Source organism: Candidatus Ichthyocystis hellenicum (assembly GCF_001460935.1).
GTDB classification, from domain to species: domain Bacteria; phylum Pseudomonadota; class Gammaproteobacteria; order Burkholderiales; family 2013Ark19i; genus Ichthyocystis; species Ichthyocystis hellenicum.
In genome coordinates this window covers 1,678,082-1,693,503 of the sequence record NZ_LN906597.1, presented here as the reverse complement: position 1 = coordinate 1,693,503, position 15,422 = coordinate 1,678,082, and the positions used below count along the sequence as shown (strand labels likewise).

Here is a 15,422-nt window from a genome sequence, read left to right as displayed (position 1 = left end):
AATTATTCTTACTTGATTGATAGGTAATGATTAAGTAGTGCGATTGTTGGTTTTTATTATTGGTGATAATGATGTGGTGAGTTCTATGTTTGAAGTTAGTTGTTTTAGTCCTTGCACTTTGCTTGAATTGTCAATGAAATCTGTTTTTGGTATTAAATGTAAGGAGTCGATTGATATCTTAATGCAGCTTTCACGCAATGAAATTATTGATGCGGCTATACTGGTAAAACGTGGAAAGATGAGTTTTTCCATGTATGACAATATTTGTGATGATGTTCCTGAAGATTATGATGCGGTTTATCCTTTTCCTGACGATTGGGTTGATTTCTGTAAGGATAACTGCAGTCTTTCTAATAATCCCATAGAGCTTGGTACTTTATTAGGTTTTATGAGTAAAATAAATTTTATTGATTCTTGTGTCAATTCTATTTTAGGTAAGGATAGGTCTAAGGTTTTATCTGTTATTGCTGAAGATAAGGTAACTGAGGTTCCTTCCTCAATGATTTTCATGTTTTATATAATAAATTCCTTGCTTGATGACTTGAAAACGTTGCGGTTCAGAAGAATGGGATTGTTTAGGGAGTTACCTTTACAACTTAGGAATTCAGTTTCTCCTATATCTTTAATAAAGGTATTGCGTCGTAACATATTGGGTAAATATGATAAGTTATTGTGGTACTTAACTGCAGCTGCCTCTTTGCAATTAAAGCACTCATTTTCGCTCTTGGGGAGTAGTGTGGACTGTGATTTCTTGTGTGCATATTTTATGAGCGGGGGGGCAAGGGAAGTGGATCGTATGGATGGAATAGTAGCAGATCTGTCCATACCTGAAGATATAGTAAATGATACTGAAGATGAAAGATCATTTAGATCAAGAGCAACTTCTTGCTTAAATGAATTTATATCTGATGTAGAAGTTCTGGGAGGAACTATACTGCCTGTTATTCATGTTTGCAATTTTTTGCCATTAGAAGATATGATGGAAATGTTTAAAAGGAAAGGTTCACTTTTATGTAAAAAACAAATTGATTCAGTTTGTTCCTTATTACGAAGAAAATACTTGGGTATTATAAGAAGAAAAAAATTGAGAGTAGGAGTGTTGATAGAAAAAATTAAACAAAGTAAAGAGGTTAGTATGGATGAAAATAATCTCTCTCCAGTTTCTTTGTCTGTTATGAATAAATCAGTAATAAGGTTAAGGAATGAAGTTAGGAGCATGGAGTTGTTATTAAGTAATTTTTATGAAATAAAGTAAAAAATAATAATAGCTACAGAAAATAGCAATAATTAAATTTATTGTTTATTTAATAAATTCTAATATCGAAGCCATACCTTATTAACTATAATTAGTAATTTATGACATAATCGTTGTTGGCTGCTTGTCTATGCTACTACGTTGTTATTTTGACCTTACTTGCTGGAATATAAACTACATTTTATATCAAACTGGTGTTGATAATTTTTTTCATTCTATAAATGGTATTACTGGTTGTATGTGATTATTGGTAGTCATCTCATGCATAGGATAAATGTTACACATTTTTTCTTTTATGTTATTAAGGTAATAGTCTATTTATGAGTTTTTTTAACCTATATTTTTACATTGAAAAATTAAAATATCTTCTTTGCTAAATTTATTAAATTAGATTTTTTGTAAGTATTATATGAATCATTGATGGTTTTTATCAGCTGAAGATAAAATTTCAATCAAATTTATACATAAAAATATTCTAAATAAGAACTAAATATAATTTAGACAAATTTATCACATACTATACAAGTAATAGGTAATATTATGTGTGCCTTGTTATTTTTTTATGCTATTTGCATTCAACAATCATATTATGACATTATTATATGTCTAAGATTAATTTTTTTAACCCTTATTCCTTACTAAAACTATCTGTTAAATCCATATTCGGAATTAATTGTGACAAGGCTATTGATTTCTTAGTTCAACTTCCGCACAATGAAGTTTTCGAGGCTGCATTGCTTTTGAACCGTAGAAAAATAAGTTTTTCTATGTATGAGCCTGTTTATCAGCCTATTTCTGAATATGTTAGTGCTGTTTGTCCTTTCCCTGATTCTTGGACTGAGTTTTGTCAGCAGAGCAACAATTTGTCTAGTAATCCCAAGGAATTTACATCCTTATTAGATTTGCTTAATAAAATTAATAAAATTTCTTGTGATGTTGACCGACTTATTAGAGATAAGTCAAAATTTTTGACTGTTGTTAGTTGTGGAGATATTCCTAAGTTATTGACTCCTATGTTATATCGAATTGATACATTAATTTATGACTTGGAAAAATCACAATTCAAAATGAGAAAACCATTTCATTACTTAGTCGAGATATTATTTTTGCAATTAAAGTATTCATTTTTACCATTGGAAAAGATTCTGTACTTAAGCCCGTTACGAAGAATATTATTTGGTGCATCTGATCATTTGAACAATTTAATTAATGATTTAAAAATGCTTAAATCAACCATTTTTCCTATTATGCATATTTGTAGTTTTGTATCTTTGGAGGACATGATGGAAATGTTTCATAGGAGTGGTTCTGTTTTATCTAATGATAACATTAGTATGGCTTCATCATTTTTGAGGATAAAATATCCTCCTCTTATAGCAACCAGAAAATTGAGATTGGATTTGATACTTAAAGGAACAAATATTAGTTGCGAAGATAGCTCAAATAAACAACTAGTTACAAAATCACATTTAGATAGGATTAGTAATTTAGTGAAAAAATTAGAGAGGGAGATAAAAGAAATGGAGGAATTCATGAAAAAATTACCAGAAGAATGTTCAGTTACAAAAAAAGCAAAATTTACTTAAGAAGATTGAATTTATTGTGTCCAGAGTATTTATTTTATATAGACTGATATTGTTTGATGGTAGTGCTAATTCGTTGATATTATATGTTTTTGTGCTACGTTGGTAATGATGTTACGTAGCAACTCATGAACTTATATTTGTTGGAATGTATTATTTATTTAAAATGAAAGTTGCTATGATTACAATTTGTATAATTACGATAATTGGTAGTATGTAGTTTATGGAAAAAGTTAGCTGTTATAACCCTAGTAGGTTGGCAGAGCTGTCTGTTGGTTCTATATTCGGTGTTAATTGCAAAGAATCTATCGGACATTTGATGCAGATTTTGCCTAAGGAAGCCATTTTATTAACGGTACTTGTAAGTAGTAATAAAGGTCATTACACAAGGTATGATGATATTTTGGAAGACCGTGGTGATTTATTTTGTGGTAGTTATAATAAATTTTGTTATGAGAACTATACTTTATTTAAAAATTCTGAAGAACTTCGTGTTTTGGGATTGTTAAGGATAGGTATAGAAAAAATTATTAGTGAAACAAATAGTCTCTTATCTAGTGATTTGCAAAAAAATGTCGACTATTGTTATGTGGGTGAAAATCCTATGTATCAGGTTATTAATGCTAAAAATACCAAAGATATTATTAAGTCTTACTACGATAAAAGAAATGAAATACTATCGCTTCCAGAATTTACTAGATTTTCTTCATGGACATCAAATAAAGAAATTAATTCATATTATCACGATCCACTATGTTTTTTCCCTGCAATTAAATGCAATTATAATTACAATATTAATTCCATATATACCTCAATGAAGTATGTTAATTTTGAAGTAGATTTTTCAATATCCACTTTAAAAAGATCACATGGACAAATACGAGATCAGTTATATCACTTATCTATGGCTCTATTGTTGCAGATAAAAAATTCAGTTTCTTTGTTAATGGCCTCGGTGTTAGATAGAGAAGAAAGTGTAATTACGATAAAAGAAGAATTAATCATGAAATCACTAAATGTTGTGATTTGTCTAAGAAATTATGCTGACAATATAAGTTTACTTAAGGGAACTATTTTCCCTATTATTCAAGCTTGTAACTTTACGTGTTTGGAAGACTTGCTTGAGGTATTCGAAAGAAAAATTTCATGTTTCAGTGGTAGCAAAGACAAAATACCCGGGAAAAAATTTGCTAAAGAAATTAAATTGCCATACCAGGCTGAAATTAGCAGAATAAATTGCTTCTTAAAGATGCGGTACCAAGCTATAATTGCTCGCAAAAGGATAAGAATATCTCGTCTAAAAAAAATTGTGAGAAACAATGACAATTCTTCTGCCGAGAATCAGTCTATACCAGTTCTAGTAGAACACGTTAATAGATCGGTTAAAATGTTGGAGGACGAAATAGAAGCAATGGAAGCGTTATTAAATAAACCGCCAGTATAATAATTTGTACACTATTAAGTTTGTTCCGGAGTTGATTCGCTGAACAACGTTCCTATTTCTTCTGCCACATCATCAAATTGTGTTATTTTCCCCATGGTACTATCAGTATTTACAGATTTTGCAAGCGTTATTCCAGGAACTATCGATTCATCTTTTAAGTTTACAAAGTTTAGTAAGTCTATAACAGGAATGATGTTTTTTTCTAATAAAGAAACTGCATTGATGAACTTCCTTACGCAACTGATAATTTTCAACGATTCTATATTACTTCTGTTCTTTACATTGATGCGATACATTTTTCCGCCATATCCTGATTCATATCTGTAATTCCTATTAACAACTATTGAAGCCGCAAGACTTCTATTTCTCGAGAATTCTTTTATACTTTTATATAAAAAAGTAAACAAGTACCTTATGTATGAAATATGAGCCGATATCAAGTGGTATATTTTTTTACTTATGTTCTTGCGAGATCTAACTAAAGAAGCTGATAACTTAATTAATAGCATAAATACGTCTATAGAAGAATCAACCGTATTAAACATTATTCTGGAAAACAAATATTCACACATTCCTCCATGAACGTACGGATGTGGGTAATGTGGGCAACAAGCATCAACTTTATTATAAGTATTTCCTAAAAAGCAGAGAGGATCAAGATTATAAAACACAGCATCTGAAGCTGAAGGTCGTTTTATTGGATCTCCTTCATCCCCATACTGTAAGTAAGGAGGCTCAGGAAGAGAAAAGAGAATATGTTTTTTGCTGTTATAATTTTTCAAAATATCACTGCTGTTACTAGAATTAACAACCATATACATTGGGTGGGAAGACCATTTATGTTCTGAGGCACGTTCATCCATACTATCATCATCTGGAATACTATGACCAATATGACAAAAAAATGTTTTAGAAAGGTAGGTGTCTGTGTCTATCTCTTTAATTACTTTGTCTATACATATCTTCAGTTGCACTAAAGCCCCAAGCTCTTTATAATTACCAAATTTATTGTAGTTGATCACACAAAATTCTCTGAGAGCTTGATCGCGAGAAACGTCAACATTATTCTCATACATGGTATCGTCCGAGTATGTAATCTTACGATTTCCTGCATTATTTATAAGACGATCGAATTCTACAATATCTTCCTCTGGAATTTCATTCAAATGCCAAGCCAAATTCACTCTGCTGTAGCGTAATTGTTTTTTCATTAATCCAATGCGCAATTTCCTGTGATCAGGATTTTTTCTTACATCATATTTATACAAAGCAATACCACATGCTGCATCATTTTCATCACTCCGGCTGAATTTGCTTAAGCTAAAAATTGACTCTTTTTCACTAATATTGAACATAGAATCAAGTAATCTAGTTTTTGATACACTTGCTTTAGGTATATCCAATTGTTCTGTTGACCTACTTATAGTAGAGGAACCAATATTATTCATGGTATAAAAAGCCCTATTTTATTGCCACAGTTTGAATACAAATCAACTACCGGCGCTAATCCCACAAGTTCTCATGTGGACACCATCCCTTGATAAGGGTATTATTACGTACAGGAAACGTCAATAAATATTCATAGAACATATGTTGATATATTTGATAATTATTAATAGGTAAAGATAGAGATTGATATTTATTTCTTAACAAATAATTTCACGTTTTAATGCCAAATATCTTTATTTAATATGAGCTACAATTACTTGTTCCTTAGGTGATGCACAATTTTTGTTTGACAGTAATTGATGATAATGTTGAGAAATATATAGTAGTTAAAATCTAGCTACGCGTGGGTTATGGTACCAACTGCACGTGCCGGGCCGCACAATTATTACCTAAACAAAACCTTGATCTAGTAAAACAAGTTAATAGATCGGTCAAAATGTTGGAGGACGAAATAGGAGAAATGGAAGCGTTATTAAGTTTGTTCCGGATTTGGTTCGGTGAACAACGTTCCTATTTCTTCTGCCACATCATCAAATTGTGTTATTTTCCCCATGGCACTGTCAGTATTTACATATTTTGCAAGTGTTATTCCAGGAACTACCGCTTCATCTTTTAAGTTTACAAAGTTTAGTAAGTCTATAACAGGAATGATGTTTTTTTCTAATAAAGAAACGGCATTAATGAATCTCCTTACACAACTTATAATCTTCAACGATTCTATATTATTTCCGTCCTTTATACCGATGCGATCCATCTTTCCGGCATATCCTGATCAATATATGAAATCCCTAGTAGTAACTAGTGAAGACAATAAGTTTCTACTTCTCAAGAATTCTCCTACATTTCCACGTAAAAAAATAAAATTACGATAAAAGAAAAATTAATCATGAAATCACTAAATGTTGTGATTTGCCTAAGAAATTATGCTGACAACATAAGTTTACTTAAGATAACTATTTTTCCTATTATTCAAGCTTGTAACTTTACGTTTTTGGAAGACTTGCTTGAGGTATTCGAAAGAAAAATTTTATGTTTCAGAGGCAGCATAGACAAGATATCCAGAAAAAATTTGCTATTTGATAAAGAGATTAAATTGCCATACCAGGCTGAAATTAGTAGAATAAATCGCTTCTCTAGGAAAATTTGTACACTATTAAGTTTGTTCCGGGGTTGGTTCGGTGAACAATGTTCCTATTTCCTCTACCACATCATGAAATTGTGTTGCTTCCATCATGTTACTATCAGTATTTACAGATTTTGCAAGTGTTACTCCAGACACTATCGATTCTTCTTTTAAGTTTACAAAGTTCAGTAAGTCTATAACGGGAATAATGTTTTTTTCTAATAAAGAAACAGCATTGATGAACCTTCTTACGCAACTGATAATCTCCAAGGATTCTATATTTTTTCTGTCCTTTCTATCGATGCGATGCATCTTTCCGCCATATCCTGATTCATATATGTAATTCCTAGTAACAACTAGTGAAGACAATGAATTTCTACTTTCCACGAATTCTTTTACATTTTCATGTAAAAAAATAAACAAATACCTTATGTATGAAATATGAGCCGATATCAAGTGATATATTTTTGCACTTATGTTCTTACGAGATCCTACTAAATAATCTGATAACTTAATCAATGGCAACAATACCTCTATGGAAGAATCAATCGTCTTACCCAGCATGCTGGAAAACAAATATTCACACATTCCTCCGTGAATATAAGAATGTGGGCAACAAGCAGCCACTTCATTATAAGCATTTCCTAAAAAGCAGAGAGGATCAAGATTATAAAACACAGCATCTGAAGGTGAATGCCGTTTTATTGGGTCTCCCTCATCCCCATACTGTAAGTAAGGAGGCTCAGGAAGAGAAAAGATAATATGTTTTTTTCTGTCATAATTTTTCAAAATATCATCGCTACTACTAGAATGAACAACCGTATACATCGGGTGGGACGACCATTCATGTTCCGAGGCACATTCATCCAGATTACCATCATCTGGAAGACTATGACCAATATGACAAAAAAATGTTTTAGAAAGGTAGGTGTCTCTCTCTTCAATTACTTTGTCTATACATATCTTCAGCTGCACTAAAGCTCCAAGCTCTTTATAATTATCAAATTTGTTGTAGTTGATTGTACAAAACTCCCTAAGAGCTTGATCGCGAGAGACGTCAACACTGCCCTCATACATGTTATCGTCCGAGTGTGTAATCCTATTATTTCCTGCATTATTTATAAGACGATCGAATTTTACAATATCTTCCTCTGAAATTTCAGTCAAATGCCAAGCTAAATCCACTCTACTGTAGCAGAATTGCTTTTTCATCGGTTCAACGCTCAATTTCCTGCAATCAGGATGCGTTCCACAGCGAAATTTCCAGTAATCAGGGTGTGCCTCACTTATTCCATGTTTATGCAAAGCAACACTCCATGCTGCACCATTGCCACTACTACGGCGGAATTTGCCTAAGTTAAAAATTGACTCTTTTTCACTAATATTGAACATAGAATCAAGTAATCTAGTTTTTGACACACCCGCTTTAGTCATACCCCCTTGATTTATACCTAACTGTTCTGTCGATTCACTTGTAGTAGGAGAACCAATATTGTTCATAATCTAAAAAGTCCTATTTTATTGCCACAGATTGAATACAAATCAGATGCCGACGACAACCCCATAAGTGCTCATGGGGACACCATCCCTTGGTGATGATATTATTACGCACAGGGAACGTCAACAAATATGCATAAAATATATATAGGTATATTTGACAATTATTAACATGCAAAGAGATTGGTATTTATTTTTTTAACTGATAGCTTTACTTTTTATCTGGTGAAATAATTTTTTATGCTAATATAATTGCTCGCAGAAGAATAATAATATCTCATCTAAGAAAATTGGGGGAAATAATTACAACTCTTATGCCGAGAATCAGTTTATACCAGTCCTAGTAGAATGCGTTGATAATAGGTTAAAATGTTTGATGACGAAATAGGAGCAATGGAAGCGTTATTGAATAAACCGACAGTATAGTAATTTGCACACTATCAAGTTTGTTCCGGAGTTGGTTCGGTGAACAACGTTCCTATTTCTTCTACCACATCATCAAATTGTGTTGTTTCCATCATGGCACTGTCAGTATTTACATATTTTGCAAGTGTTATTCCAGGCACTACCGCTTCATCTTTTAAGTTTACAAAGTTTAGTAAGTCTATAACGGGAATGATGTTTTTTTCTAATAAAGAAACAGCATTAATGAATCTCCTTACACAACTTATAATCTTCAACGATTCTATATTATTTCCGTCCTTTATACCGATGCGATCCATCTTTCCGTCATATCCTGATTCATATATGAAATTCCTAGTAGTAGTTAGTGAAGACAATAAATTTCTACTTCTCAAGAATTCTCTTACATTTTCACGTAAAAAAATAAATAAGTACCTTATGTATGAGATATGAGCCGATATCAAGTGATATATTTTTTTACTTATGTTCTTGCGAGATCTTACTAAGGAAGCTGATAACTTAATCAATGGCAACAATACTTCTCTGGAAGAATGAATCGTCTTATCCATCATGCTGGAAAACAAACATCCACACATTCCTCCGTGAACATAAGAATGTGGGCAACAAGCATCCACTTTATTATAAGCATTTCCTAAAAAGCAGAGAGGATCAAGATTATAAAACACGGCATCTGAAGGTGAAGGTCGTTTTATTGGATTTCCCGCATCCCCATACTGTAAGTAATGAGGCTCAGGAAGAGAAAAGAGAATATGTTTTTTGCTGTCATAATTTTTCAAAATATCACTGCTATTACTGGAATGAACAACCATATACATTGGGTGGGACGACCATTCATGTTCCGAGGCAGATCCGTCCAGACTACCATCATCTGGAATACTATGATCAATATGACAAAAAAATGTTTTAGAAAGGTAGGCGTCTCTCTCTTCAATTACTTTATCTATACATACTTTCAGCTGTACTAAAGCTCCAAGCTCTTTATAATTATCAAATTTATTGTAGTTGATTGCACAAAATTCTCTGAGAGCTTGATCTCGAGAAACGTCAACATTATTCTCATACATGGTATCGTCAGAGTATGTAATCCTACGATTTCCTGCATTATTTATAAGACGATCTAATTCTACAATATCTTCCTCTGGAATTTCAGTCAAATGCCAAGCTAAATTTACTCTACTGTAGCAGAATTGCTTTTTCATCGGTCCGATGCGCAATTTCCTGCAATCAGGATGTGTTCCACAGCGAAATTTCCAGTAATCAGGATGTGTTCTACTTATTCCATGTTTATGCAAAGCAACACTCCACGCGGCACCATTGCCATCACTACGGCGGAATTTGCCTAAGTTAAAAATTGACTCTTTTTCACTAATATTGAACATGGAATCAAGTAATCTAATTTTTGATACACTTGATTCATCCATACCCCACCGATTCATACTCGATCGCTCTTTTGAGCTACTCTCAGTAGAAGAAGAACCAATATTATTCATGGTCTAAAAGGTCCTATTTTATTGCTACAGCTTGAATACAAATCAGATGCCGACGCTAATCTCACAAGCGTTCATGGGTACATCATTCCTCGGCGATGGTATTATTACGCACAGGAAACGTCAATAAATATGCATAAAATATATATAGGTATATTTGAATATGCAAAGATATTGGTATTTATTTTCTAACCAATAGCTTTATGTTTTATCTGGTGAAATAATTTTTTATGCCAAACAGTAAACATGGTCAATAATTACAGTTGACTCAATATTTGTCCATTAGGGGAGAATGCACAATTTTTGTTTAACAGTAATTGATGATAATGTGGAGAAATATATTATAGTTGAAATTTAGCCAATAGTAGATTTTATTTTGATAATACGTTTGTCGTAGTTATTATTTCAGAGTCTCATGCTGTTACAACAAAATGATTTTTCTGTGTAGTAATAAATATCATGTCCCTTATTTTTCATTATTAATGTAGGATAGGTCAAAATTTAGTTTGGGTCGATCACCTTCCAATTCATACAATACTATCGCTATTACTATGTAAATTTTATGCTTAAATTACCATAGTCATCTTTTATTAGTTAGCCCTTTTTTATGCGATCGCATCTCTTTTATTTCATTTTCTAATTTTTTAACCAACTCCTTAACACTACTCACAAAGAAGGGGGAAAGTTGTATTTCATCTGTATTTTTCTTGGTATCCATAGAAATTTTTCTTTGTAAGTACCTAATTCTTAATTCTTTTTTGATTACAAGATGTCGGTATTTCCTTTTTAAGAAAGATAATATCTTCCTAATTTCATTATTGGACTCTATTATGCAACACCTCAGCACATCTTTTTCTATTGAGCCTAGATTTTTTTCTTTACAAAGCATGGCACTTGAATATGAAATTTTGTTTTGCAGTATCTTTACTGCATCTTCTAAAGACACAAAATTGCAACACTCCATTACAGGGACAATTTTATCTCTCAGTACAAGTAAGTACTTACCAGATTTTTTCAAACAAGATATTATTCTTAGAGATTCCACAATGGATTCTTCTTTTTCAATAAACGACTTATTTTTTATTCTTGATATTGACTCTTTTAACAATAAATTGAGGTTATTAAGCTGTAGGAAAGCTGCCATAAACAAGTGGTATAGTTGCTTACGTATACAGCAACGATAATCTTCCAAAATACCCATTGATTCAACTAATAAATTCATTGTATGTGAGGAATAGAAAATGATTAAATTAATTGAGATATAAGGTTTGCTATACATAGATGAGTAAATAGAATCAGTGGTTAGAAAAAACAGAGGATCGCGGTGATAGAAGTCATTTTCATGAGTCCTTGTTTTTGGAAAGGTTAAATTTTTAACAATAGCGTTAGATTGTTCCGGGAGGGATAAGATTTGATCCCTTTTCTCATGATAGCCGTCGATTATATCTTTACTTTCCTTGTTGTAAATTACCCTAAACATAGGGTGCATGTTCCAGTAACCATCATTTATTTCTGAGGGTGAATTCTTTGAAAAATAATTTTCATACATACTAGTAATACTAATGATGTTATTTTTACACTTTATAATTGACTTGAGCTCGGCACTATTGCTTAATATTTCGTAATCACTAGGGGAGAATTGGTAGTTACTGCTGAATTTATTTTTACTATTACTCTCCCAAATATTCTCGTACTTGGTGTCATTTACTTTACTGCGTTTTATAAGCAACGTACATTCAATAACCTCTCTTGTAGATAGTTGTGATAAATGCGCCATAGATTCCTTGCAATCAATTCCAAGGATAGACCCAACGGATAACTCTGCCAAAGAGCAAGGGTTAAAATAAACAATATTATTCACAGTAGAGCCACAGTCAACATAGCAAGAATCGTGGTGCAACGGTATCATACTTTTCGATACTAATTCTATAATCTGTCTTCCATAAATACAATTGCATACTTGACAATTTTATTAATTATTTTTTAAGAAAACTTTCATTTCTTCTATATCTTTTTCTAGATTTTTTATTGATTCTTTAATATGGATGGAAGAAGAGGTTATAGTTTTATTTCTAAGCTCTTCTATCTCAATCATTTTTTTAACTATGAGAGAGGGGTATTTTATTTTCAAGAAAGAAGATATTTTGCAAATTTCCATTTTAGACTCCAATATGAATGGCACTAGCTTTCTTTCTATAATCGTGTCTGGTGATTTAAGTCCTAGTAAGTAAGGAGTCATGCTAAGGTTACTTAGATCAATTGAAGATATTAACGTTTCCGTTTTAGTGCTTCTTTCTTCATACTGTTCTATCTCAAACCGTTGATTATCAAAAAATTCTTCACTACTACCACAGCATCCTGTATCAGATTTTTTGTTGGACTTTGATATGTTAATTCTACTAATAATATTTTTGGCAGTTGAAATCCTATTATTAAATATTTCAATGGCGTCTTCCAGTGGAATAAAATTACATAAATCAATTATTTTAAAAATATTTTCCTTTAGAGATTCTATATCCTGCATTAGATTTTTAGTACATATTATTACATCTAACGATTTAATAAATAATTCTTCTTTTCCACAGGTAGCATAGTGATATTGATTACTTGGATGTGATTCATAACTTTCTCTATCTGCTGCGTATTTAAGTAAAGAAGAAGCTGAGTACTTTATTTGTAGGCATGATGAAATTAGCAAACAATGCAAATTTCCTCTTATTTGAGAAGACGACTTTTCTAGAACAGACAGGGATTCTCTTAAGTATTTAATTACTGACGAAGCAATATTTTTTAATTCAGACAGCACAATATAAGGTGACTGTAACAGGTCCCTAGATATTGGGAAAAGAACTAGAGGATCATGATAATAAAAAACCCCTTCCAGCTCTATTCCTGAATCAGGAGTTTGCGGAAGTGAGAAAATTATGTCTTTTCTGTGATTGTAGTTTTCAATTATATTTCTTCCGTCTTCGTTGTAAATTGTTTGACATATGGGATGGTTTTCCCACTTACTGCCATTCTTACATGGATTTGTAAAATCATTAGAAAACTCATCATATTTCTTAATAATTCTATCCATATACATTTTACATTGGGTTAATGCTTTAAGTTCTTCAAAATTACCCGATAGAGATGAATTGCGATAGATAGAGCAATCATGGTAAAGATAAAATTCATAACTACCAGAGAATTGAATGCTATCATTCCTATAGCTATCTTTTATAGACTCATATTTAGTAATGTTTACTCTATTTCGTTTCATAAGCAATGCTGCTTCAACAGCATCATTAATGGTAAGCTGGGACATAGTGCTAATTGATTCTTCCAGATACAAATCGAACAAACATCCCACAGATAATTTTTGTAAGGTGGGGGGGCTGTATCCATAAATTACAGTCACCTGGTGTGCCACTTCAGCTCCTAATAACTTACTTAAAGGAATTAATTTTCATTATATATATGCAACTTAAGTTAGGCAAACTATGTTTTTATATGAGTATTAAATTAGGTAATACTGGTTTTATTAAAAATACAATTAGTTGACGATATAATGACCGTAGCGGTAACCCCTATTCTGTAAGGACGCCATCCTATTTATGTCAGTGCATGGTTTTGTAAAAATTATGCGCACGTACACATAAAATATTTAATAAGTAAAGGTAAGCGACTAGCTACACTAATTAAATGCCATCCTTTGTTGGATAGGAATAGGTACTACATTAAATAATTAGAGCTCATATAAACGATTTCATTTCCATTATCTCTTTTTTTAAGAAAGATACTTTCTTCTGGTTTATACATCTTTCTCGTGACGATTTTTGTGGTGATGATTCCATTTTTTCTATTTCTAAGGATTTACTATTTACCAGTACGCTGTATCTTACATGTAAAAAACGGTACATTTCTTCTAAATTCATTTCCGATTCCCTTATTTTTGTTTCTAATTCTCGTATTTCTCTCTTTAGATGATTTCTTTCTTTACTTGGGAAAATTTTTCTTATAGGGGAGTTACTGAAGATATCTTTCATAAATTTTTTCATACACCTTAGATTATTGTAGCAATTGCTTACATAGACTTCTTCCTTACCCAAGATATCCTCGAGGCACAGAAAATTATTACGTCCTATAAAATTAAATATTGTTCCCTCTATAGTAGATATAGTTGATATAGATATATCTATTGCTTCTATAAGTTCAGATACGAGTGACGATAATTCTGAATTCATTATTGCCCCTCTTATTGTGAATATCTTCAGTTTATCCGACAATAAGTCTATCAAATATGTAATTTCATCCTTTAGTTTTAATGTTACTCCACTCGCTACAGTAACTATATTATGTAGTTTTTTATATTCTGGAGGATAATATAATATTGATGACAATGAATTCTCTGCCTTTTCAATGAAATTTAAAAAACATTCCATTTGGTCAGCATTAAACTTAACTAACTTCATAAAAGATTGTCTTGAATGTTCTGAATTTAAATAAGACTCTCTTTTTAGTAACAGTTCTGCTCGGTAATCATTAATACTGAGTTTCAATTTTAATATTTCTTTTTTCCAAGGAAATATAGGTACTTCTCTCTCCATAATGCTAGATACACATTTGGGTAAAGATTTTTCTGACTGATATTTTTTGGGGTCTTCATATTTGGACAACAGTGATATCCCGCTTTTTTCTAGTACAGGAACAGCCCCCATTATATCAAGCATATCTAAATACTTTATAGATTTTAGGTCAGAATCGCCGCAGTACTTGCCGGAAAATTTTTCTGAGCATTTGTTAAGACTCAATTCAAGCAAGCTCATAGGGCTTTTAGATACAGTGGCACTCAATGTAGGCATTCCTATTAATCTAAATCAATCTTCATAAACTCAGCGTCAGCGCAGGCTCGCACTTATCATTTTCCCAAAACTTGCTGTGACTTTACCATAACAGAAAGGTTGATGTAATCAATAATTTTTGTTTTTGTCATATCAAAATTGATATGGTTGATACACGTACCTTATGGTTAACATACTATATTAATGAATTAATACTAATTATTTGAAAATGACAATAACATTGTATCTCTAATACGAATACATTAATAAACGATGGTACTTGTCATAGGTATAAATACTTATAAAAGGAGAAGAGACCTAAAGCATTTTTCATTTTT

The 15,422-nt window shown here is 31.8% G+C and carries 10 protein-coding genes; 3 read left to right on the top strand and 7 right to left on the bottom strand.

Going from position 1 to position 15,422, the window contains the following annotated elements; translation table 11 throughout:
• Positions 1-85 precede the first annotated feature (85 nt).
• The 3 genes from Arg41_RS06500 (at position 86) to Arg41_RS06490 (ending at position 4,282) form a co-directional block, all read left to right on the top strand.
• Positions 86-1,255 (top strand): hypothetical protein, encoded by a 1,170-nt coding sequence (locus Arg41_RS06500; protein ID WP_141663209.1) that lies wholly within the window; start codon positions 86-88, stop codon positions 1,253-1,255.
• A 602-nt stretch (positions 1,256-1,857) separates the two neighbouring features.
• Positions 1,858-2,841, top strand: coding sequence for a hypothetical protein (locus Arg41_RS06495; protein WP_092343558.1), 984 nt, complete (start codon positions 1,858-1,860; stop codon positions 2,839-2,841).
• 220 nt (positions 2,842-3,061) lie between these two features.
• Positions 3,062-4,282: a hypothetical protein gene (locus tag Arg41_RS06490; protein WP_092343557.1), complete on the top strand. Its 1,221-nt coding sequence runs from the start codon at positions 3,062-3,064 to the stop codon at positions 4,280-4,282.
• A 14-nt stretch (positions 4,283-4,296) separates the two neighbouring features.
• Here Arg41_RS06490 and Arg41_RS06485 read toward each other — a convergent pair whose 3' ends face one another.
• The 7 genes from Arg41_RS06485 to Arg41_RS06455 all read right to left on the bottom strand — a co-directional run bounded on the left by Arg41_RS06485 (position 4,297) and on the right by Arg41_RS06455 (position 15,069).
• Positions 4,297-5,730: a hypothetical protein gene (locus tag Arg41_RS06485; RefSeq protein WP_092343556.1), complete on the bottom strand. Its 1,434-nt coding sequence runs from the start codon at positions 5,728-5,730 to the stop codon at positions 4,297-4,299.
• Between the two features lie 473 nt (positions 5,731-6,203).
• A complete protein-coding gene (locus tag Arg41_RS06480; RefSeq protein WP_092343555.1) occupies positions 6,204-6,485 on the bottom strand; it encodes a hypothetical protein in 282 nt (93 codons plus the stop codon).
• A gap of 399 nt (positions 6,486-6,884) precedes the next feature.
• Positions 6,885-8,354 carry a hypothetical protein gene (locus tag Arg41_RS06475; RefSeq protein ID WP_092343554.1) on the bottom strand — a complete coding sequence of 490 codons (1,470 nt, stop codon included), beginning with the start codon at positions 8,352-8,354 and terminating at the stop codon, positions 6,885-6,887.
• Positions 8,355-8,791: 437 nt separating this feature from the next.
• The gene (locus Arg41_RS06470; RefSeq protein WP_092490615.1) at positions 8,792-10,264 is read right to left on the bottom strand and encodes a hypothetical protein; all 1,473 of its coding nucleotides are present in this window, start codon (positions 10,262-10,264) and stop codon (positions 8,792-8,794) included.
• A gap of 577 nt (positions 10,265-10,841) precedes the next feature.
• Positions 10,842-12,170 (bottom strand): hypothetical protein, encoded by a 1,329-nt coding sequence (locus Arg41_RS06465; protein WP_092343552.1) that lies wholly within the window; start codon positions 12,168-12,170, stop codon positions 10,842-10,844.
• A gap of 63 nt (positions 12,171-12,233) precedes the next feature.
• Positions 12,234-13,673, bottom strand: a complete 1,440-nt coding sequence (locus tag Arg41_RS06460) for a hypothetical protein (protein ID WP_092343551.1) — start codon at positions 13,671-13,673, stop codon at positions 12,234-12,236.
• 322 nt (positions 13,674-13,995) lie between these two features.
• Positions 13,996-15,069 carry a hypothetical protein gene (locus tag Arg41_RS06455; protein WP_172792679.1) on the bottom strand — a complete coding sequence of 358 codons (1,074 nt, stop codon included), beginning with the start codon at positions 15,067-15,069 and terminating at the stop codon, positions 13,996-13,998.
• Positions 15,070-15,422: the final 353 nt, after the last annotated feature.